This is a genomic window from Enterococcus sp. AZ103 (assembly GCF_051714685.1).
GTDB lineage: Bacteria > Bacillota > Bacilli > Lactobacillales > Enterococcaceae > Enterococcus_A > Enterococcus_A alishanensis.
Genome location: NZ_JBIOSI010000001.1, coordinates 2,726,409 through 2,749,359, shown reverse-complemented (window position 1 = coordinate 2,749,359; position 22,951 = coordinate 2,726,409). Strand labels below are relative to the sequence as shown.

The 22,951-nt window shown below is 37.5% G+C and carries 21 protein-coding genes, 1 tRNA gene and 1 pseudogene; 20 read left to right on the top strand and 3 right to left on the bottom strand.

What is annotated here, in order from left to right:
• Positions 1–151: 151 nt before the first annotated feature.
• Positions 152–586 carry an NUDIX hydrolase gene (locus ID741_RS13700; RefSeq protein WP_246601350.1) on the top strand — a complete coding sequence of 145 codons (435 nt, stop codon included), beginning with the start codon at positions 152–154 and terminating at the stop codon, positions 584–586.
• Positions 587–618: 32 nt separating this feature from the next.
• Here the strand turns inward: ID741_RS13700 and ID741_RS13695 are convergent, their stop codons facing one another.
• Positions 619–1,962 carry an HD domain-containing protein gene (locus ID741_RS13695; protein WP_218324606.1) on the bottom strand — a complete coding sequence of 448 codons (1,344 nt, stop codon included), beginning with the start codon at positions 1,960–1,962 and terminating at the stop codon, positions 619–621.
• Positions 1,952–2,755: a lipoate--protein ligase family protein gene (locus ID741_RS13690; protein ID WP_218324607.1), complete on the bottom strand. Its 804-nt coding sequence runs from the start codon at positions 2,753–2,755 to the stop codon at positions 1,952–1,954. The genes ID741_RS13695 and ID741_RS13690 overlap by 11 nt, the downstream gene beginning before the upstream one ends.
• Before the next feature lie 139 nt (positions 2,756–2,894).
• Between ID741_RS13690 and ID741_RS13685 the strand changes: the two genes are divergently transcribed.
• Together ID741_RS13685 and rpoE are read left to right on the top strand one after the other, a co-directional pair.
• Complete coding sequence (locus ID741_RS13685) at positions 2,895–3,329, top strand: DUF1934 domain-containing protein (protein ID WP_218324608.1); 435 nt, start codon at positions 2,895–2,897, stop codon at positions 3,327–3,329.
• A 72-nt stretch (positions 3,330–3,401) separates the two neighbouring features.
• Positions 3,402–4,019, top strand: a complete 618-nt coding sequence (rpoE, locus tag ID741_RS13680; RefSeq protein WP_218324609.1) for a DNA-directed RNA polymerase subunit delta — start codon at positions 3,402–3,404, stop codon at positions 4,017–4,019.
• Positions 4,020–4,135: 116 nt separating this feature from the next.
• Here the strand turns inward: rpoE and ID741_RS13675 are convergent.
• Positions 4,136–4,207: transfer RNA gene (locus ID741_RS13675), tRNA-Arg, on the bottom strand.
• A gap of 53 nt (positions 4,208–4,260) precedes the next feature.
• Here ID741_RS13675 and rpoN point away from each other — a divergent pair.
• From rpoN to ID741_RS13590, 17 genes and pseudogenes are all read left to right on the top strand, one after another.
• On the top strand, positions 4,261–5,562 hold the full coding sequence (gene rpoN, locus ID741_RS13670) for an RNA polymerase factor sigma-54 (protein WP_218324610.1): 1,302 nt from the start codon (positions 4,261–4,263) through the stop codon (positions 5,560–5,562).
• 181 nt (positions 5,563–5,743) lie between these two features.
• On the top strand, positions 5,744–6,781 hold the full coding sequence (locus ID741_RS13665) for a sugar-binding transcriptional regulator (protein ID WP_218324611.1): 1,038 nt from the start codon (positions 5,744–5,746) through the stop codon (positions 6,779–6,781).
• Positions 6,782–6,822: 41 nt separating this feature from the next.
• Complete coding sequence (gene gap, locus ID741_RS13660) at positions 6,823–7,824, top strand: type I glyceraldehyde-3-phosphate dehydrogenase (protein WP_218324612.1); 1,002 nt, start codon at positions 6,823–6,825, stop codon at positions 7,822–7,824.
• A gap of 138 nt (positions 7,825–7,962) precedes the next feature.
• Complete coding sequence (locus tag ID741_RS13655) at positions 7,963–9,153, top strand: phosphoglycerate kinase (RefSeq protein ID WP_218324613.1); 1,191 nt, start codon at positions 7,963–7,965, stop codon at positions 9,151–9,153.
• Between the two features lie 34 nt (positions 9,154–9,187).
• A complete protein-coding gene (gene tpiA, locus ID741_RS13650) occupies positions 9,188–9,943 on the top strand; it encodes a triose-phosphate isomerase (RefSeq protein ID WP_218324614.1) in 756 nt (251 codons plus the stop codon).
• 109 nt (positions 9,944–10,052) lie between these two features.
• A complete protein-coding gene (gene eno, locus ID741_RS13645; RefSeq protein ID WP_218324615.1) occupies positions 10,053–11,363 on the top strand; it encodes a phosphopyruvate hydratase in 1,311 nt (436 codons plus the stop codon).
• Between the two features lie 302 nt (positions 11,364–11,665).
• Positions 11,666–13,270, top strand: coding sequence for a hypothetical protein (locus ID741_RS13640; RefSeq protein ID WP_438720328.1), 1,605 nt, complete (start codon positions 11,666–11,668; stop codon positions 13,268–13,270).
• Between the two features lie 236 nt (positions 13,271–13,506).
• Positions 13,507–15,195 (top strand): amidohydrolase, encoded by a 1,689-nt coding sequence (locus ID741_RS13635; RefSeq protein WP_438720327.1) that lies wholly within the window; start codon positions 13,507–13,509, stop codon positions 15,193–15,195.
• Positions 15,196–15,209: 14 nt separating this feature from the next.
• Positions 15,210–16,229 (top strand): annotated as a pseudogene (locus ID741_RS13630) (hypothetical protein); the annotation flags it as partial.
• An 18-nt stretch (positions 16,230–16,247) separates the two neighbouring features.
• Entirely contained in the window at positions 16,248–17,174 is a 927-nt protein-coding gene (locus ID741_RS13625) for an FAD-dependent oxidoreductase (protein WP_438720474.1), read from the top strand.
• Between the two features lie 164 nt (positions 17,175–17,338).
• Positions 17,339–18,529: an MFS transporter gene (locus tag ID741_RS13620; protein ID WP_438720326.1), complete on the top strand. Its 1,191-nt coding sequence runs from the start codon at positions 17,339–17,341 to the stop codon at positions 18,527–18,529.
• Positions 18,530–18,540: 11 nt separating this feature from the next.
• Positions 18,541–19,452, top strand: coding sequence for an amidohydrolase family protein (locus ID741_RS13615; protein ID WP_438720325.1), 912 nt, complete (start codon positions 18,541–18,543; stop codon positions 19,450–19,452).
• A gap of 11 nt (positions 19,453–19,463) precedes the next feature.
• On the top strand, positions 19,464–20,363 hold the full coding sequence (locus ID741_RS13610; protein ID WP_218324621.1) for an amidohydrolase family protein: 900 nt from the start codon (positions 19,464–19,466) through the stop codon (positions 20,361–20,363).
• Positions 20,364–20,380: 17 nt separating this feature from the next.
• Entirely contained in the window at positions 20,381–20,746 is a 366-nt protein-coding gene (locus tag ID741_RS13605) for a nuclear transport factor 2 family protein (RefSeq protein ID WP_218324622.1), read from the top strand.
• A 128-nt stretch (positions 20,747–20,874) separates the two neighbouring features.
• On the top strand, positions 20,875–21,702 hold the full coding sequence (locus ID741_RS13600) for a helix-turn-helix domain-containing protein (RefSeq protein WP_438720324.1): 828 nt from the start codon (positions 20,875–20,877) through the stop codon (positions 21,700–21,702).
• Between the two features lie 21 nt (positions 21,703–21,723).
• Positions 21,724–22,647: a nitrilase-related carbon-nitrogen hydrolase gene (locus tag ID741_RS13595; protein WP_218324624.1), complete on the top strand. Its 924-nt coding sequence runs from the start codon at positions 21,724–21,726 to the stop codon at positions 22,645–22,647.
• Positions 22,648–22,908, top strand: coding sequence for a hypothetical protein (locus ID741_RS13590; RefSeq protein ID WP_438720323.1), 261 nt, complete (start codon positions 22,648–22,650; stop codon positions 22,906–22,908).
• Positions 22,909–22,951: the final 43 nt, after the last annotated feature.

Sequence of the window (22,951 nt, the reverse complement as noted above, 5' to 3'; positions counted from 1 at the left end):
TCCACGTAAGAAAAATAAGTGAAGTGGATTGAAATGAATTGCTAACTGTATCATAGCATAATTAAAAAAGAAGCTGGAAATATTTGCTTGTTGGCTTGTTTGTGGGATTTTTATCAGGTAAACTAAAATAAAACATCTTAGGAGGAGAATTATGATTCCAACATTTGGTACGAAAGAAGAAAAAGATTATCAGGCACGTTATGCAGCTTATGCGATTTTAGTTAATCAACACGGGAAGATAGCAATCGTGGAAGCGCCAAATGGAGCATTCTTTTTACCAGGTGGAGAAATCGAAGGTTCTGAAACGAAAGAAGAAGCGATTGATCGCGAGATGATGGAAGAATTAGGTTTTAAAGTCGACTTGGCAGAATACTTGGGTCAGGCAGACGAGTATTTCTATTCCCGCCATCGAGATACTTATTTTTATAATCCAGGTTATTTTTTTGTAGCAAAAAATTGGGAAAAAGTTTCTGAACCAACCGAAGAAGGAAGTTTGAGCCGCTGGGTTGCTCCTGAAGAGGCCATGGTTTTATTAAAAAGAGGCAGCCATAAATGGGCTGTTGAAAATTGGTTAAAAAAAGTTTAGTGACCGACAACATGCGGTCACTAAACTTTTTTTTATTTTGCCAATGCACCATTGTGAATGTGGCTACTGAAAGCTTGATAATAATCTTCAAACAAATTTGTCGGATCTTTTTGAATCATTTCTTTTGGAAAATAAAAACGAGCATCCCCTTGCCCTTGACCTGCTAGAGCTGCAACCAACTGACTGGCTTTCGATAATTCCACCAATGAGCCATCTTTTTCCATTAGTTCTATTTGAGTGCGATGACGTCCTTGTTCGGGGCGGTAAAAGTCGTAAGGTAAGTCGTAACTGGAATTTATTGCTGTATAATAATTAGGGTTAAAACCAGCTTTTTCCACTAAATCCCGCATGATTGGTAGATTAGGGTTGTCAACTGAATCAATCGTAATTGATTTCAATGGTTTACGATCTAGAAATCGGCGAGCCAGATCACTTAAAATCAAATCTTTTTCCGAAATCCACTGAGAAAAGTAGGTATTTAATACACCGTCATCTAAACGTAGATAATCTTCTAAAGTAAATTTCCCTTTTAAAAAGGGTTTTAAAAATTGTGAATGGTACTCGAATAATTGATTATCCTCATGGAATAATTCATGGGCGCGATCTAATAAATGAGCCAATATTACTTCCATGCCACGAGAAACAGGATGAAAATAAACTTGAACATACATTTGATAACGGCTGACAATATAATCTTCAACTGCATGCATCCCATTGATTGAAAAGGCAATTCCACCGCGATAAGGACGAATTACTCGTAAGATTCTAGTTAAATCAAAGGTCCCATATTCTGTGCCGGTAAAATAAGCATCTCGTAATAAATAATCCATCCGGTCAGCGTCAATTTGACTAGAAATCATTTGTACGACCTGTTGATTAGGATAGGTTTTAGTTATGACGCTAGCAACCTTTTCAGGAAACCCTTCAGCCACCCGATTTAAAATTTGAAATACTTCTGTTTCCGGTGAAGTGATAATTGCGACTGTTAAAGCTTCATGATCAGTATTAAAAATATGCTCAAAGGTATGGGAATAGGGACCGTGGCCCACATCGTGTAATAAAGCGGCACATAAAGTAACCAAACGCTGACTGTCATCCCAACCATCAGGACCAATTTTTTCAATTGAATAGTTACGTTTAAAAATATCGCAAATCTGACGCGTGATTTCATATACGCCTAGTGAATGGGCAAAACGGCTATGTTCGGCACCGTGAAAAGTAAAAGATGAGGTGCCTAACTGTTTGATTCGTCTTAAACGTTGTACTTCGCGAGAATTAATCAAATCTAAAATCACTTGATGTTGGACATGGATATAATTATGGACCGGGTCACGAAAAACTTTTTCCATTGGTAATGCTTGATTATTAATTTTCATGAGTCACCTCTGTTAGTAGTTGGTTGCGCTGAATCATGCTATCGATTCGCTTGCGGTAGTCTTCTGTATGGTAAAAATTTTCTAAAAAGTCTGTCTGATGATCAATTGATAAGGGTGCAATTAAGTCCGCTTTAATTTCTTCGACGGATAGATTTGTTTGATACGCATCAGCGAGAGTTGTCATACTATTTGGATTAACTGGTGGGTAACCATGTTCACCAAAATCTTTTTTAAGTCCAGCTAAATAAAAATCTCTGACAATTTCCCCACGTTCGAATTGCTTTCCATTGACACTTAAATACATCATAATAGCCACACCGTCTTTCACACGACGTTGTGCAATCCCAGCAATTTTCTTGCCAGCTAAAGACAAGTCAAATTTTCCTGGACAATAAGAATCAGTGACTTCTCCACTAATTAAGGGTTGTTTTGCAATCATCGTTTGTTCTAACCAAGCAATCATTTTTTGATAGCCTTGATCAATTGATAAATCTCCTTTTGGCAAAATTAAGGAGACATTCAAAATGCCCAAATCGCTGATTACACCTAAGCCACCAGCATTTCTAAGCAAAGCTTGATAGTCAGTTTGTTGGATAGATTTTAACCCATCTGCCAAAAATGGAACACGGCTGTCTTTCATGCCTAAGATTAACGTTTTATCTAATTGCCAAAAATGTATGATAGGTTGTTTCTGATCACCTGCAAAGGCTGTTAACACATCGGTTAGAGCAAAAGGGGAGAAATTTTCTGATGGTTTTACTAAGCCTTGATCAAAAAATAATAGTTTATCCATAAAAGCTCCTTCATTTGAATTTTCTTCATTATTATAAACAATATTTGGTAGTTATTGGATTAATCTGCTTAAAAAGTTAGAAGTAGTTGACAAAAATTAAAAAACCGTCAAAAATATATGCTGAAAGGGGCGGATTCAAATGAGTATCCAACAAGGAAGTCCAGCAAAAATAAAATTACGTACAACAGTGATTCAAAATAATCAAAAAGAAGAATTTGCCTTCGATTTAAATGGCCAAGTTGTTCAAATGGGAGACACGCTTTACATTCGTTATAAAGAAAAACAAGAAGATGGAGAGACTGTCCCAGTGACAGTAAAAATCACGCCTGACAGCACAATATCCATCATTCGCTCTGGCAATGTTCGCATGCAGATGAAATTTGCTTATCGAAAGAAGATGGATACGAACTATCGGACACCTTATGGGATTTTTCTAATTTCTACTTATACAGAAGATTTACATGTCAGTTTAAAAGACCGGCCGTTTTCTGGAATCGTGACAATCGATTATGGTTTGTACATGAAAGATGCCAAAGTGGGTGACTATCATATGGTATTAGAATTTACCACTTAAGAAAAGAAAGGTTTGCTTTTTGAAGATCAATTTTGTATGATAAAGAGTAGACTTTGAAAGGACGTGTCATACTTGGAACTTAGTATATTTGAGAGCTTAAACAAAGATGAATTGTCAATGATTGAAGTGGCTCATGCAATTTTAGAAGAACGTGCCGATGTGATGGATTTTTCTGATTTGGTTAACCAAATTCAAAATTATTTAGGCAAATCTGATGGAGAAATTCGTGATGCTTTGGCACAATTCTATACTGATTTAAATATTGATGGCAGTTTCATTTCTTTAGGCGACAATCGTTGGGGCTTACGCTCATGGTATGCGATTGATTCCATCGATGAAGAAGTCAACCATGGTTTGGAAGACGATGAAGAAGATGCGCCACGTCGTAAGAAACGTAAAAAAGTGAATGCCTTCATTAATGATGATGAAGATGCAATTGACTATAACGATGACGATCCAGAAGATACAGATCTTGTGGACGATGAAGAAGATGAAATCGATGACGATGACGATGATGACGATGATGATGAAATCGCAGAATACAATACTGATTTACAAGAAATCGGTGCTGATGAAGAAAATGAAGATGATGAAGAAATCGTACCCGGCGGAATCGAAGATGAATTAAGCGTTATTGACGATGATGATTTCGACGATGATGATGAAGATGACGACGAAGAGGATATTTAAAGAAAAAATGCCAAGTGAGCGATTGCTTACTTGGCATTTTTAAATAAAAAAACTCGCCGATTGAAGGGCGAGGAAGCTTTAAAAAAATAAAAAATTCAGTTATACTTGTAAAAAGACGCGCCCTGAGGGAATCGAACCCCCGTCTCAAGAACCGGAATCTTACGTGATATCCACTACACTAAGGGCGCAGGCACAATTGATAGTTTAGCATAAAAATTAGAAAATACAAGGGGAAATTCCAATGAAGTTTCAACAACAACAAAGTCAAAAACAACAACAGACGCAAAAATTGGCCATGACCCAACAATTACAGCAATCTATCCAAATTTTACAATATAATACTGAAGAACTGTTAACTTTTGTTGAAAGTGAAGCTTTGGAAAATCCATTAATCGAAGTCCGGGCACCAAAACTGCAAAGTGATTTAATGAAGAGTCAAAGTCCCGCCAGTCAAGACAATCAAACAATTCAAATTCCTGATGTACAAATCTCCCTGTTTGAATATGTAATGAATCAGATTCATCTAAATTATCGTGATACTTTTTTACGCAAAATTGTTCTAGTTCTTGCGGAATCATTAGATTTAAATGGTTATTTGCGCGTAGATGAGGCAGAAGTTAAAGCCCAACTTCAGGCTAGTGACATTCAATTTTTAGATGGCTTAACCTTATTACAACAATTAGATCCTGCTGGTGTAGGCGCTAGGAGCTTGCAGGAATGTTTAATGCTTCAGACAGAGCGAGATGACAATGCACCTGAACTAGCTTATTTAATATTAGAAGAAGCCTTTGAAGCGATTGCCAATCGACAGTTTCAGCAGATTGCCAAGAAATATCAATTGAGTTTACCAGAAGTACAAAATATTTTAGACTATATTCGTAGTTTGGATCCTTTTCCCGGAGCAAGCTTTGGAGATAATCAAGCGGAATTTATTATTCCAGATCTGACTTTAATGAGAGACGGCGAAAAGTTAAACGTGGTCTCTAACCGACGAGGTCAATTGAAAGTGAATTTCCAAACCAAGTATTTTGAGCGATTAAGCAAAGAAGCGGATGAAGAGACATTACAATATTTAAAAGAAAAACAGCAACGTTTCCAATGGTTGGAAAAAACTTTGGGTCAGCGGCAAGATACAATTTTAACAGTTGGTGAGATTATTGTTGAACGACAGAAAGATTTTTTCTTAAACCAATCTGGTGCCTTAAAACCACTTCAATTGAAAGAAATTGCTGAAATTGCGGGTGTTCATGAATCAACTATCAGCCGCGCTGTCAATGGAAAGTATATTGAAACAGATTTTGGGACCTTTGAGTTGCGTCAATTTTTTGTTAATAAAGTCAATAATGAAGATAGTTCAGCTGATGGTATTAAGTTGAAGATTAAAGAAATGATTGATCAAGAAGACAAAAATAAGCCACTGTCTGATCAAAAGTTAGTTGAATTATTAGCAAACGATGGCGAAAAATTATCTCGCCGAACGGTTGCAAAATATCGTGAAAATTTGAAAATTCCAAGTTCAGCTAAGAGAAAACGTTTTGATTAAGCCAAAGGGGAAACTTCTTGGCTTTTTATCTTGCAGAAAATGGAAAAAACTGATACACTCTGTTTTGTAGGAAGTTTGAAATAAATGAGTTTATTTTTACAATTTCTTACTTTTTTTTAAGCTTGATGGGTCAAAAAAAGTCTATGAGGGACTAATTAAGTCCAAAGACGGAGGATTCCTTTTGTTAAGTGAATTAAAAGTATTGGAAACAATCGTCCCTGACATTTTAGAACAAGTCAATAAGCGCTACCGAATTTTGCAAAGTATTTTCTGGATGCAACCGATTGGACGTCGAAATCTTGCTGAATCACTTCATCTAACAGAACGTGTTTTAAGAAGTGAAACAGATTTTTTACGAGAACATCAGTTAATCGATGCAACAAAAAGTGGCATGCAGTTAACCGATAAAGGTACGGCATTACTCGCTCAGTTGGAAGACTTAATGGATCAGTTCTTTGGAATGGATCAATTAGAAAAAAAGCTAGCTGACGAACTAGGGATTGAACGCTGTTTAATTGTTTCAGGAAATTCTGACGAACAGCCTAAGGTTATTAGTGATTTCGGTACAATCATTGATGAAACATTAAATGAAAGACTTCCCGATGGAGAAAATATTATTGCAGTAATGGGTGGCACAACCATGGCGGAAATTGCACAGCAATTGACTCCATTGGAACGAGCCAATCGCCACAATATATTTGTACCTGCTCGCGGAGGAATAGGTGAATCAGTTTCGATTCAAGCCAATTCTGTCAGCGCGACCATGGCAGCAAATGCCCGTGGAACCCATCGTGTTTTATATGTTCCAGAACAGCTAAGTCAAGCTGCCTATCATACATTGTTAAAAGAACCAGCTATTAAAAGTGTTTTAGAGACAATTAAAAATGCTGATTGTGTGGTTCATAGTATTGGTCGCGCGTTGCATATGGCAGGTCGACGAAAAATGAGTGAGGAAGAAATTCTTCATTTAAAAAAAGAAAACGCCGTAGCAGAATCATTCGGTTATTTCTTTAATGAATATGGTGAAATTGTTTATCGGGCACCGAGAATTGGACTTTCTTTAGAAGATGTTCAAAAGTTGCCGATTGTACTAGCAGTTGCCGGTGGTAGATTAAAAGCCAAAGCAGTTGTTGCTTACATGCACAATGCACCAAAACAAACGTGGCTGATTACTGATGAAGCCGCAGCAAATGAGATTTTAAAAGGGCCTACCCTTTAAAAATAAAAAAATTTTTTACATCCCTGAGGAGGAAATCTTTAATGACAGTAAAAGTTGGAATTAATGGATTCGGACGTATCGGACGCTTAGCTTTCCGTCGCATCCAAAACGTAAAAGGATTAGAAGTAGTAGCAATCAATGACTTAACAGATGCTAAAATGTTGGCACACTTGTTAAAATATGACACTACACAAGGACGTTTTGACGGTACCGTTGAAGTTCACGAAGGTTCTTTTGACGTAAATGGTAAAGAAGTGAAAGTTTTATCTAGCCGCAACCCTGAAGAAATTCCATGGGCTGACTTAGGCGTTGATATCGTTTTAGAAAGTACTGGATTCTTTACTTCTAAAGAAAAAGCTGAATTACATTTAAAAGGTGGCGCTAAACGCGTAATCATCACTGCTCCTGGTGGAAACGATGTACCAACAATCGTTTACAACACTAACCACGAAATTTTAACTGGTAAAGAAACTGTTATCTCAGGTGCTTCATGTACTACTAACTGCTTAGCTCCTATGGCTAAAGCATTAAATGATAACTATGGTATTGTTGAAGGTTTAATGACAACTATCCATGCTTACACTGGTGACCAAATGACATTAGATGGCCCTCATCCTAAAGGTGATTTCCGTCGTGCTCGTGCTGCTGCTGAAAACATCGTTCCTAATTCAACTGGTGCTGCTAAAGCAATCGGCTTGGTAATTCCTGAATTAAACGGTAAATTAGATGGCGCTGCACAACGTGTTCCAGTTGCGACTGGTTCATTAACTGAATTAGTAACTGTTTTAGACAAAGAAGTAACTGTTGACGAAATCAACGCGACTATGGAAGCAGCAGCTAACGAATCTTATGGTTACAACACTGACGAAATCGTTTCTTCTGATATCATTGGTATGACTTACGGTTCATTATTTGATGCTACTCAAACTAAAGTAATGACTGTTGGCGACAAACAATTAGTTAAAACTGTTTCTTGGTATGACAATGAAATGTCATACACTGCACAATTGGTTCGTACTTTAGAATATTTCGCTAACTTATAAGATTTAACGAAAATGTCTGAATCGAGCGGGGAAGCTGCGCGCTTCTCCGCTTTTTTTAGAGTAAATATTGGCTCAAAAGAGCTATCTAGTTGTATAATTTGATTTGTGCAACAAATAAAATATTAGGAGGTTTCTTTCATGGCAAAAATGACAGTTAAAGACATTGACTTGAAAGATAAGAAAGTCTTAGTCCGTGTAGATTTTAATGTACCATTAAAAGACGGTGTAATCACTGACGATACTCGGATCAAAGCAGCATTACCAACAATTAATTATATTTTAGAACAAGGCGGCAAAGCTATTTTGTTCTCACATTTAGGTCGTGTGAAAACAGAAGAAGATAAAGCTGGCAAATCTTTAAAACCAGTTGCTGAACGTTTAAGTGAATTATTAGGTAAATCTGTGACTTTCGTACCTGAAACTCGCGGTAAAGAATTAGAAGGCGCAATTAGCAAAATGCAAGATGGCGATGTTGTGGTTTTTGAAAATACGCGTTTTGAAGACGTTGATGGTAAAAAAGAAAGTGGTAACGATGCTGAACTTGGCAAATACTGGGCTTCTTTAGGCGATGTATTTGTAAATGATGCATTTGGTACAGCTCACCGTGCCCATGCTTCAAATGTCGGAATTGCCTCAACTGGTATTCCAACTGTTGCTGGTTTCTTAATGGAAAAAGAAATCAAATTTATCGGTGAAGCAGTAGAAGATCCTAAACGTCCTATGGTGGCAATTTTAGGTGGCGCAAAAGTTTCAGATAAAATTGGCGTAATCAAAAACTTAATTCCAAAAGCTGACAAGATCTTAATCGGTGGTGGAATGACTTATACTTTCTATAAAGCTAAAGGTATGGAAATCGGTAATTCTTTAGTGGAAGAAGATAAAGTTGAATTGGCAAAAGAATTAATTGCTGAAGCTGGCGACAAATTAGTTTTACCAGTAGATTCAATTACTGTTGCAGAATTTTCAAACGATCTTCCAACTGAAGAACACACTGGTGATATTCCAACAGGTCAAATGGGTCTTGATATTGGACCTGAATCAATTGCTTTATTTGCTCAAACATTAAGTGGTGCAAAAACAGTTGTTTGGAATGGCCCAATGGGTGTATTCGAAATGAGTAATTTTGCACGCGGAACAATCGGTGTTTGCGAAGCAATTGCTAATCTTGAAGGTGCAACAACAATCATTGGTGGTGGTGACTCTGCCGCTGCAGCTGAACAATTAGGTTTTGCTGACAAATTTACCCATATCTCTACAGGTGGCGGTGCCAGCTTAGAATTATTAGAAGGCAAAGCATTACCAGGCTTAGAAGCAATTAACGATAAATAATTAAAAAAATCATATATCAAAAGGAGTGCAAGAAATGCGTAAACCTATTATCGCTGGAAACTGGAAAATGAATTTGACAGCTTCTGAAGCAAAAGATTTTGCTGAAGCAGTTAAAAATAAAATTCCTGCAAACGACAAAGTGGATTCTGTGATTGGCTCACCAGCTTTATTCTTACAAGAATTAGTTGAATCTGCTAAAGGTACTGACTTGAAAATTTCTGCTCAAAACTGCTACTGGGAAAATTCAGGAGCTTTCACTGGTGAGACTTCACCAGCTGCTTTAGCAGACTTAGGTGTTGACTATGTTATCATCGGTCATTCTGAACGTCGCGAATATTTCCATGAAACAGATGAAGAAATTAATAAAAAAGCCAAAGCTATTTTTGCAAACGGCATGTTACCAATCCTTTGCTGTGGTGAATCTCTAGAAACTTATGAAGCTAATAAAACTTCTGAGTGGATCGAAGGTCAAATTAAAGCCGGTTTAGCTGATTTAACAGCTGAACAAGTTTCAAGTATGGTCATCGCTTACGAACCAATCTGGGCAATTGGTACTGGTAAATCTGCGGATGCAACAATCGCTGACGAAATCTGTGGCGTAGTTCGTTCAACAGTTGCTGGTATTTACGGTTCAGAGGTTGCTGACAAAGTTCGTATCCAATACGGCGGTTCAGTAAAACCTGAAAATATTGCAGAATATATGGCAAAAGAAAACGTTGATGGTGCTTTAGTTGGTGGCGCAAGCTTACAAACAGAGTCATTCTTAGCATTATTAGAAGGCGCTCAATAATTTTTTCTGAAAATCGACGTTTTTGTTTGCAGAAACGCTAAATTTTCACTATTATCAATAATAAGGGCTTGCCCTATTAATAAAAACAATCTTAAAGGAGAGACAAAACATGTCAATTATCTCAGATGTTTACGCACGTGAAGTCCTAGACTCTCGCGGTAACCCAACAATCGAAGTAGAGGTTTATACAGAAGACGGCGCATTTGGTCGTGGAATGGTTCCTTCAGGCGCTTCAACTGGTGAATACGAAGCCGTTGAATTACGTGATGGCGACAAAGCTCGTTATGGCGGAAAAGGTGTTACTAAAGCAGTCGATAACGTAAACAACATTATTGCAGAAGCAATCATTGGTTATGATGTACGTGACCAAGCTGCGATTGACCAAGCAATGATCGAATTAGACGGTACACCTAACAAAGGTAAATTAGGTGCGAACGCTATTTTAGGTGTTTCAATCGCTGTTGCTCGTGCTGCTGCTGACTTTTTAGAAATTCCTTTGTATAACTACTTAGGTGGATTCAATACGAAAGTTTTGCCTACTCCTATGATGAATATCATCAATGGTGGTTCACATGCTGACAACTCAATTGATTTCCAAGAATTCATGATTATGCCAGTTGGTGCACCAACATTTAAAGAAGCTTTACGTTATGGTGCGGAAGTATTCCACGCTTTAGCAGCTATTTTAAAAGCAAAAGGTTTAGCAACTTCAGTTGGTGACGAAGGTGGATTCGCTCCTAACCTCGGTTCTAACGAAGAAGGTTTCGAAGTAATTATCGAAGCAATCGAAAAAGCTGGCTACGTTCCTGGTAAAGACATCGTTCTTGCTATGGATGCTGCTTCTTCAGAATTCTACGACAAAGAAAAAGGTGTTTACGTTCTTGCTGATTCAGGCGAAGGCGAAAAAACAACTGACGAAATGATCGCTTTATACGAAAGCTTAGTTGCTAAATATCCAATCATCTCAATTGAAGATGGCTTAGATGAAAACGACTGGGAAGGTACTAAAAAATTAACTGATGCTTTAGGCGACAAAGTTCAATTAGTTGGTGACGATTTATTCGTTACAAACACTGAAAAATTAGCTGAAGGTATCGCTAAAGGCGTATCTAACTCAATCTTGATCAAAGTTAACCAAATCGGTACTTTAACTGAAACTTTCGATGCGATTGAAATGGCTAAAAAAGCTAGCTACACTGCAGTTGTTTCTCACCGTTCTGGTGAAACTGAAGATTCTACAATCTCTGATATTGCTGTAGCAACTAATGCTGGCCAAATCAAAACAGGATCTCTTTCACGTACTGACCGGATTGCTAAATACAATCAATTATTACGTATTGAAGATCAACTTGGTGATGTTGCTGAATACCAAGGAATCAAATCTTTCTACAACTTAAAAAACAACCCATTTATCGGTTAATTTGATTTAAATACTCGGACCTAAGACTGTGAGATTCTCTCGCAGTCTTTTTTTTATTTCAAGAATCAATTGTCAATGTGCAACCTATTTTGCAAGTAATAATTCTTGTATCAAAAGGGAATATATTTTCCTCTCAAAAAAACATTTTAATATAACTTTTAATATTATTTTTTTGTGCTGTAATCCTCTTTTTAATAGCTTGTTGATAAGGATTTTGGTTATCTTTTAAAATTATATTTGAAAATATAATAACTAATGATATAATTTAAAGAGATGTTAAAATGAAAGGGGAAGATAACATTATGAAACAAATTAAAAAGCCAGTATTGGGGGTATTGAGTGTTTTATTAATGTCGACTGTACTGACTACTGTAAGCAGCGTGAAAGCAAGCGCTGACGTTCTTGAACAAAGTGAACAGGTAGCGGTTGAACAACAGCAGCAAGAAGAAAAAACACAAAATGTTCAAACAACCGTGGCAACTTTGCAAGAACAAGCGACAGCACAGCCAACAACTACTATTGATGTTGAGACTACAGAAGAGGTAGTTGTGCCAGAAAGCACTGAAAATTCAGATGTTTCTACTGACGCTAATGAAACGCCAGAAGTGACCGAAAGTATTGAAGACGAATCAGTCAAAGATGAAAATGCTGCAGTTACTGATCCAGCCGAAGAGGAAGTGGTGGATCAAACAACACCAGAAGCAGAAACTGAAAAAACTTCTGGGAATCAAAGTACCTCACCGATTAACGATAACACGGTATCAGTAAACGGCATTGCTGATAGCCAAAAAGACCAAGAAGTGAAAACTATTAACGCTGAAGGTATTACAAGTAATGTATTAACTGAAAGTGATTTAACAACAAATGTCATTTGGCAAAAATATTTGAAATCCCTTGAAGGAAACACAATGGGTGATATTGTTATCAATAATGCAGGAAATATGACGATTGTTTATGATGTAAATACTGGTGAAAGTATTATTTTAATCAATGGTGTCGTAGCTAGTATTCCTAAAATGGGCTCTGTAGATGTGACAGATGATGAAGGCAATGAATGGAACATTCATAATCTTGGAAATGGAAGCTTCGATTTACAAGATAAACAGCTAGCTGCTGATAAACACGCTGCTGAAGAAGCCATTCAAGCTGCAATTTTAAGCTTGATTGGTCCTGGATCAGCTGTTGTTGGTGGAGGTGCCAATTTAGTTGCCAATGTCGTTGAAGGTGTTGTGGAAACACCGATTGATTTGGCTTTCTTTTTACCAATGTTAGGATTAGGATTTTTAAGTGCGATTCCAGTTGTAGGTATTTTGCCGTTGTTCCTTGATGGATTGTTAGCTTTTCCAGCCGCTGCATTTAATATCGGCAAAGATTTATTAATGACAGGTCGGACAGTTGTAAACAACACATTGAGTACAATTACACAGCTTTTAGCATTAAAAACACAACTTGATAGTGCTAATGGTCATATTGAAAATATGAATGTAACGGGTTCAGATCGTGATCAAGCAGTAGCTGATCAAGCAGCTTTGAACAATGCTTTGTTTATTGCAAGTGCACTAGGTACAATTGTTCCTTCTCTGTTAGATAGTGGGATTCAAATCGCTAGTACTGCTCTACATGCAGTTGTAGAAGTTGCATTTGTGGCAGCTTATTGGGCACTAGGTATTTTAAGTGCGATTCCAATTTTAGGGATTATTCCATTAGCAATTAATGGTCTATTATTAACTGGTCACTTTGCTTTAAATACGGTATGGAAGTTAGCTGATCAAGGTCGTCAAACTGTCTTAAATGGTGCTTCAATCGCTTTAGGTGGGTTGGCTTCAGGCGGCAGTCTACTTAACGCATTAGGCCAAAAAGATAAATCAGATTTGTTAAATGAAGTATATACTTTAGGTTTTGCATAATTTAATAGCGTAATTAAAAACAAGTAGTTCAACCTGTGAGAATTAAATTTCTCACAGGTTTTTTTGTGTTTTCGAATAAAAAACGTATCTTTTTTTTGAGAGAATATTTCTGGCTAATTTTCAAAGTAATTTAGCAGGATAAAAAATTTTTTAGTTCTTTTTTTTACAATTTTAGACAACAAGCGATTGATACAATTAAGAAAAGAGAGCGCTTGTAAAACTTAGGAGGCAATCAGTTGGAAAAAGCAGATGTGATTTTTTTAAACGGAAAAGTTGCAACAGTGGATGAAGAATTCTCATTAGCCGAGGCAGTGGCGGTTAAGTCTGGTTGGATTATCGCCGTTGATTCAAATGAAAAGATTAAAAAATATCTCGATGAAGCAACCGAAGTTATTGATTTACAAGGCAAGTTGATGTTGCCAGGCACTCATGATGCCCATATGCATGGTGTTCATACCGGTTTGTCTTTAAGTCCCCTTTTTTTAGATGTCCGATTTCCTAAAGTTAAAAAAATTTCTGATCTACAAGAAATTATTCGAGCAGCCGTTAAAAAAGTTCCTGAGGGTGCTTGGATTGTCGGTATGGGCTGGAATGAAATGTTAATTGAAGAATGTCTGGCAGAAGGACGAACCTTAAAAAAATGGGATTTAGATGTTGTTTCACCAAATAATCCAGTTGTTTTAAATGATTATGGCGCCCATCGAATGGTGGTTAATAGTCAAGCTTTGGGGCGTTGCGATATCTCTGAAAAAACACCGGATTTGCCACCAGAAGCTGGTTTAATTGAACGACTCGAAAACAGTCGAGAACCCACTGGCTATTTAAATGAATGGGGTGCTCAAGTTTTAGTTTGGCAGCAGGTGCCAACATTACCAGCAGAAGAAATTGAAGCTTGTATTTTAGAAATGAACCGAGAGTTAAATAAATATGGGATTACTAGCCATGTGGATATTTTAGGCATTGGTGGTAATCAGCTCATTCGAGGCACTTGGGGCGAGAAAAGTATTGGAATTTACGAAAAATTAGCAAGGGAAGATAAATTAACTGCTCGAGTAAGTATTAATTTATTGGCGGGAATTGATGGTATTCAAAGTTATCAAGCAATTACGGAAGGACTGGAGAAAACTACTTTACCAGATTTTCAAGATCGAAACTGGGTGAAGGCTGAGACAGTCAAAATATTCGGTGACGGTGGCGGTTGGCTAAGAGAAAATAATCAAGTGGTCGGAGATCATGGGCGTTCAACTTTTCCGGGAGAGACCGATTTAGCACAAGAAAAAGAATTGATTAAGACAATTATCGAAGTTCATCGTCGTGGTTGGCAATTAGGAATTCATGCGATTGGTGGTCGAACAATTGATACAATTATTGAAGGTTATAAACAAGCCTTAGAAAAATATCCGCGGGAAAATCCTCGTCATTTTATCATTCATGGTGATGATATGACAGTCGAAAATGCCCAAGTTGCTGCAAGATATGATATTAGTATGTCAGTTCAAGCGGTGGCAGCTTATCAAATGATGGATTTTATGCGGTTGCGTTTTGACGAAGAATATGGAAATGCGCTGTTTGCCTGGGATGTCTATCAAAAAGCTGGTGTAAATGTTTCCAATGGATCAGATTCTAACATTTTTTCTTTAAATTGGTTAGAAGGGGCTCAATTTGCAGTGACTCGGCAAACCGTCTCTGGAAATAAATATCGTCCAGATTTAGCTAGTGAGCGTGCCGACGTGATTCGCATGTACACCATTAATGGCGCAAAACAAGAACACCTTGAAGCGGTTCGGGGATCAATTGAAGTTGGGAAAGTAGCCGACTTTCAGATTTTAGACCAGGATATTTTAATGATTCCACCAGAAGAAATTGGTAAAACAAAAGTAGTCATGACAATGGTTGATGGGAAGATTGTTTATAAAAATAGCTGAAAGAAGGAATTAAAATGAGACAGTACCCACATTTATTCAGTCCCAAAAAGATTAAGAACATTACCTTTAGAAACCGCATTTTTGCTTCACCGACATCCTTAGTTTGGCCGGATTATTATACCGGTATGCCTGATGAAAGCACAGTTTTTTATTACGAAGACAAGGCCCGCGGTGGTGCTGCTAGTGTGACGTTGAGTGAAACCGCGATTAATCGTTATGATGCGAGTCGACGGCCGAATGATGATGTACTGGTACCTGATTTTGAAAGAGCTATTTTTCCGACTTCTGGTTGGTTAAAAGTTACCGATGCAATTAAACGTCATGGGGCAGTTCCTTCGATCCAAATTTTCCACGGTGGCGATACTAGTGAACCTATTTTTACCCGCGGACACCAACCAATTGGGCCAAATGGTTTTACGAAAGAAAACGGCACTGTTGTAAAAGAGATGGACGAAGACGACATGAAGCGGGTGGCCGATGAGTTTGCGGAAACAGCTTGGTATGCTAAATACAGTGGCTTCCAAAAAATTATGATTCACGGTGCCCACGGTTGATTATTGGCTCAATTTTTATCACTAGCTACCAATCATCGAACAGATGAATACGGTGGGAGTCTAGAAAATCGCGCAAAATTTCCTTTAATGGTGGTTGATGCGATTCGTGCAAAAGTTGGAGAAGATTTTCTTTTAGAATATCGAATTAGTGGGGATGAATATCTAGAGGGCGGTATGGAAATTGATGAAGCCGTTGAATTTGCTAAAATGTTAGATGGGAAAATTGACTTATTACATGTTTCCGCAGGTTCTTATTATGCTACAAAACAATATACCTTCCCGTCTGTTTACTTGCCTCATGGCTGTAATTTACCACTAGCTGAAGCAATGAAAAACGGTGGGGTGAAAACACCAATTGTGACAGTTGGTGCCCATTATAATCCAGAGGACATGGAAAAAATTATTGCTGAAGGTAAGGCTGACTTTATTGCGATTGGTCGAGGAATTGTGGCAGATCCACAACTTCCAAATAAAATTTTTGCTGGTCGTCAAGCCGATGTGACACCTTGTTTAAGATGTACGAATTGTTTAGGTGGTAAGTATGATGGTCACAATGAATGTGATGTTAACCCAATAGCCGGAAATGAATTGTATACACTAAGAACGCCAAATGTAGTCAATCATAAACGGGTCTTAGTTATTGGCGGTGGACCTGGCGGGATGAAAGCAGCAATTACCGCAGCCAAAAGAGGCCATCAAGTAACCTTGGTAGAAAAGGAAGCTCAACTAGGAGGCAACTTAAAATTTACTGATATTGACGCTCATAAAGATGATTTAAGACGCTTCAAGGATTATTTAATTAGACAACTAGCTAAGAATGCTGTTGAAGTGAAATTGAATACAGAAGCGAATCTAGCATTGGTGAAAAAACTTAACCCTCAAGCAATTATTGTTGCTTCTGGTGCCACACCGGTGGAATTAAAACTACCTGGCAGTGATAAGTTTGAAATGATTCATGCAACCGAGGTTTATCAACACCCCGAGCAGGTCGGAAAAAAAGCAATTATGATCGGTGGGGGATTGATGGGCTGTGAAGTTGCTTTACACCTAGCTGAAGCAGGAGTTGATGTAACCGTTTTAAAACTTCAAACTGGCTTGGCAGTCGATTCTAATCGGATTCATCAAGCAGCTCTATTTGAAATGATGGATAAAATGGCTGATTTGGTTCATAGCCAGACACAAGTTCAAGTCACTGAGGTAACAGAAAGTGGCGTAACTTATTTAGACGCTGAAGGACAGGCTCACAGTCTTGAAGCTGATACTGTGATTTACGCAGTAGGTATGAAACCAAATGAAAAAATTGTCGAAGAAATTCGTAGTTGGGATGGCTGGGAAAGTTTTATGCCGATTGGCGATTGTACCGGCGCATCAGTTGTGAGAAAAGCCGTCCACACCGGCTATTATGCGGCGATGGACATTATTTAAGCATGTGAATTTAAGGAGCGTTTAGACTGCAGCTAAGCCATCCTTAGTAAAATAAATTCAAAAATTAAAATCATGATTTTAAAGTAAAGATGACGAAAGATTTTTGTGTTCGTTCTATTTTCCCAAAATTGACACTCATTTTTGTAGTACGAGGAGGAAAAGTAGTGAATAACTTTAAAATAAAAGCTGCCGTGCTATCTCAATCATTTATTGTAATGGCAATCATGGTGGCTTCGACAGTCTTAGCAAATATTGCGCAAAACTTTCCTGAAGCCAGTTTGACAGCGATTCAGATGGTAATGACTTTTGGGATGGTGGCTTCATTTCCTGCTACCTTATTGGCAGGAGTCCTAGGTAATAAAATCAATAAGAAATATCTAGTATTAGTTGCATTGTTTTTAATGATGATTGGCGGTTTGATTCCAGCCTTTTTAAATGATCAATTGATTTATATTTATGCTTCAAGTTTGTTAATTGGTGCCGGACAAGGGACTTTAATGACGACCATCAGTAATATTTCTACTGAGTTATTTGAAGGAGAAGAGCGTAGTCAGATGTATGGTTTACAGACGGCTTTTCAAAATGGAGGTTCAGTAGTCATGATGATGTTAGCAGGGATGCTAGCGCGGGTGCAGTGGTCTCAAGCTTATCTGACTTTTGGGATTATCATTGTGACGATTATCATTGTGACAATCTGGTTACCAGCTGAAAAAGTCGCACCAGAAAAAACAGCCGCTGATAGTGGCGCGCCAAAAGCAAAAGTTCCTGGTTCGATTTATTTTATTGGTTTGTTGATCTGCTTGTTCTGTATTGGCTATTCGACTTTTTCATTGAATGCTTCGCTTTATATTGCTTCAATGAACTTAGGCGACCCTTCAACGGTAGCTTTGGCTATGTCACTAAGTACCGGAGCCGGAGTAGTGGGTGGTTTTGCCTTTCCTAAAATTTTTAAAGTTTTAAATCGTTTCGTCTTAACCTTAGCATGTGCGGTAACCGCAGGAGGCTATCTGCTATTGGTACTATTCCCAAGTATTGCTGTGGTCTTTTTAGCAGCGATTACGGCCGGGATTGGTTTCTCATTGTCGGTTCCTTTAGGGATTCAGGCAATTTCTGAAACGGCGACACCTGAACAAATGTCTAGTTCAATGGGAAGTTACATGGCATTCACCTCAGTTGGTGCAGCCGCCTCTCCACTGATTATCAATGCCTTAGCTGGCTTAATTCCCAATGCTGACGACGGTACGGTCTTTTTAACTAGTGTAGTTTTTCTAGCCATTTTAACAGTCATAACTATTTTTTGGAGTATCAAAACCAGCAACTCAAAAAATGTGAACCAACAAAATTTAGCAGAGTAAAGGAGAAAACAATGGTTAAAATTTTAGATATTCATACTCACGTAGGAGATATTTTTCACGAAAATCGCAGTATTACCTTTAAAACCAATATTAAAAAAGGTGACTACGAAGATCCATTTATTGAAGTTGAACGTTCTGGCTATACTAAGCCGCTGATTGTTAAAGATGAAAAAGACCATCAACGTTTAATCGATGCAGTTCAATACCGAGTTTGGGAATGTACAATGGAAAATTTTGGCAATGATATGACGGAAGATCATGTTGATTACGCCTGCTTGCTGCCGGTTTTACCAAATACAAGTTTTGAAGAGTATCTAGCTGTTTCAAAATTAGATTCTCGCTTTATTCCCTTTACTTGTCCTGATTTCAGTTTATCGATTCCAGAATTAGAGAAAAAATTGGAGCTTGACATTCAACGAGGAGCGAAAGGTTTAAAAATTCATCCGATTTTACAAAATGTCAGCTTAGAAGATCCAAAAGTTGAAGCAGCGGTGGAAGTTTTCGGTAAAGCCAATATTCCAACAATTTTCCACGTTGGTGTGACTTCCTATTATGGACCAGATAAAGATTATCCGACAAATCCAGAATTTGGTGATCCACAGTATTTCTATGATTTTGCACCTCGTTTTAGTAAGTATCCGTTGATTGCGGCTCATTGCTGTTTGTTGGCTGAGGACTTTGCAAAAAATACTAAGGGTCTAGATAACGTATATACCGATACTACTATGTGTTCGGCTGAATTGATGCAGCAAGGAGTAAAATATATCGGCGAAGATAAAGTGCTCTTTGGGACGGACTATCCATTTGGAACCTTTAAATATTCAATCGAAGAAGTTAAACGGGCTTTCGCTGATGACGAAAGAATGATGAATAAAGTTTTCTTTGAAAATGCGGCTAAAATTTTACATCTTGAAGGATATTAGGAGGAGATAAGATGAAAATTATTGATTTTCATACTCATATAGGAGATATTTTCCACGAAAATCGTAGTATTACCTTTAAAACCAATTATAAAAAAGGTGATTATGTTGATCCGTTTATCCCTTTTGAAGCTTCTGGTTACAATACGCCATTTTTCCCAGAAAATCCGGTAGCCTTGCAACAGTTGATTGATGCGGGACAATATCGCGTTTGGGAATGTACGATGGAAAATTTTGCCCACGACATGACTGAAAATGAGATTGCTTATGCTTGTCTTTTACCGGTCTTGCCAAACACAAACTTTGAGGAATATTTGGCTGTCTCTAAATTAGATCAGCGCTTCATTCCTTTTACTTGTCCAAATTTTGATTTGGAGATTCCAGAGATGGAAGCAAAATTATTAAATGATATTAAATTAGGAGCCAAAGCTTTAAAAGTCCATCCGATCTTGCAAAATATTAGTTTGGAAAATGAAAAAGTAGAAGCTGCGGTAGATTTATTTGGTAAAGCTGGTCTACCAGTTATTTTCCACGTGGGGATTGGTCAGTATTATGGTCCAGATGTAAATTATCCGCAAAATCCAGAGTTTGGTGATCCGCGTTACTTCTATGAGTTTGCACCACGCTTTAAAGATTATGATTTGATTGCAGCACACTGTTGTGGCTGGCCAGAAGAGTTTGCTAAAAAAACGGCTGGTTTAGATAATGTGTATACTGATACCACTTTCTGTAATGCGACTTTGATTAAGCAAGGGGTGGACTTATTAGGGGCAGATCGAGTGCTTTTTGGTACGGATTATCCTTTTGGTAATTTTAAATATTCAATTTTGGAGGTTAAAAAAGCTTTAGCAAATGATCCTGAAAGTATCGAAAAAGTTTTTTATCATAACGCTGCTAGACTATTAAAACTATAAGGAAAGAAGGAAAAAATATGACAAAAGAAGCTGTTCAAAAAGTAGTAGAGAATTATATCGAAGGAACTTATACTGCTGACACCGAAATGTTGAAAAAAGTTTTTCATCCTAGTGCAATTATGACTGGCTATATGGGACCGGATTTGATGATTGCGACACCGACACCTTTTATCGAAGATGTGGGTTCTCAGCCAGCAATGAAAGACAGTGGTGCCCCTTATAAGGCTGAGATTACTCATTTAGTAGTAACCGGAAATATTGCTGAAGCAACCGTCTATGAAACAGGTTTCTTTGGAGATGGGACTTTGGAGGATCATTTCCACTTGATTAAAGATACTGAGGGTCAATGGAAAATCGTTTCAAAATGTTTTACAACTTTATAGAAACTGAGTAGGTACTGAAAAAATTCTTGATGCCATATTTTTATAACTAAGAATGACAAAATATGTTAGATTTACAGTATAACGATTGTGTCCTTCAGTTAAATTGATAATGGAAAAGAGTGAGTCTGATGAAAATCATGGAAACCAAAAATAAAATAATTGACGCCAAACCTTTTCAGCTATTTTCCCATGATTATAGAATTATTGATTATCAAGAAGAGCTGTTGGATTGGTCGCGGGAACATTTAAAAACCGAGGCATTATTTTATCAGTTTCAAGTTAAGGAAGAGATGGTGGTTACCTATCTGCCGGATGCTTGTGTCAACCTAATCTTTGAAATCAAAGGAGAAGAAGTGACTAGTAAAATGCTAGGGATTTTAACCGAGGCAAAAGAAACTATTTTCGAACCGGGAATTTGTTATTTTGGGGTGAAACCTTATACCAATGTCGGTTTGCGTTGTAAGGAAAAAGATCAGAGCTGTTTAGTCAATCAACTGGTTTCTTTGGATAGCCAATTTCCCGCTGCAAATGAGTTAATTCAAAAATTTAAACTGGTGAAGGATTTTCAACAACGGAAGGATTTGATTTTGGCTGATCATCGCAGTATTTTCTTGGATGAAAATCGCCGTTCAGTATTGTCGGAGTATTTATCAGTCTTGCTGTGTACTAATACAACGGCTATTTCGATGGAAAAAGTTGGCGATGAAACAGGCTATTCTAGACGCTATACCCAACAAATTTTTCGGAGAGAGATTGGGATTAGTCCTAAAAAATACAGTCGAATTATTCGCTTTCAAAATGCGATCAAAGCTGTTTTTGCTAAGACTGACATGACTTTGGCGAAGTTAGCTTGTCAATTAGGTTATTATGATCAGGCTCACTTAATTCATGAATTTCAATTATTTACTCAGCAGTCACCTAAAAATCTAATGGAAAGTGTTACTTTGTCTAAATGATATTTTAGTTAGGAGGAAGATATGAACGTAGGTAATTGTTTTCCCTTACCTGGTAAAATTGAAACTGAGTGTTTAAGCGTTGTGCTTTTTCAAATGAGTTTAGCAGTCGTGCCGAAATCAAAAGAAGAAGTAATGAAAAATGTCGATAAATTGATTGAATGGATTGAAAGGGCAGTCACTGGTTATCCAGGTCTAGATATGATTGTCACTCCTGAAGCATCTTTAAATGGTGTTGGTCCACATGCATCTTTATGTTGCATTTCTCTAGAGGGACCAGAACTTGCTCTTTTAAAAGAAACTTGTAAAGAATATCAGATTTGGCTAGTAGTAGGCGCTTGTGTGGATGAAGAAGATGGCAATTTTTATAAAAACTGTGGTATTACTATAAATGATCGCGGGGAGATTGTTGACGTTTATCGGAAGGTGACGCCTTGGAATCCAGTGGAACCCACTAGTCCAGGTGATGAAATTAACGTTTTTGCCGGACCAAAAGGAGCAAGAATTGCTACTATTATTTGTTCTGACGGAGACTACCAAGATAATTGGCGGGAAGCGGCGACAAAAGGAGCCAATGTTGTATTACGTTTAACGACTTATATGACACCTTTTGAAAATGCTTATGAAATTACAAACCGAGCTGGAGCGTACTTTAATAAAGTTTATGTTGTAGCCGTCAATAATTCAGAAATGGATGATTGTTATTCCTTGTTTGGCCGTAGTATGGTAGTTAATCCAGAAGGAGATATAATTACTCAAGCCCCTGTGGGTCTACCATATATTTTTAAAGCGGATTTATATCCAGGAATTTGTGACGCAATTCAAAAACAGGCTTATATGGGAGATTTAATTTGGCTGGGTAATCATCGTGGTGCAGCTTCTCCTGATATGTTTGGTATTGGTAAAGATAAACAAATGTATCAATATTTACGTCAGGAGGAAAACTAGATGAGATTTCCTAATATTGGTATGCACTTTTTTTTTAAAGCTGTAGCAGAGTTAGATATTAAGTTTCCAATCACAAAAAGTGAATTAATCAAAATGGCAGAGGATATTCAAGTAAGAACTTGGGAAACGGAATATACACCGTTAGCGGTTATCTTTGAAAGGATGGTTCCTGAAGTTTATCCAAATGGGACAGCTTTTATATGTGCGTATACTTCAGCGAACTTGCAAGCGGCTAAACAGGCCTTTATCGAAAATAAATAGAAAAATTTTTATATCTTTATTTTGTTTGCTATAATGTTGGCAA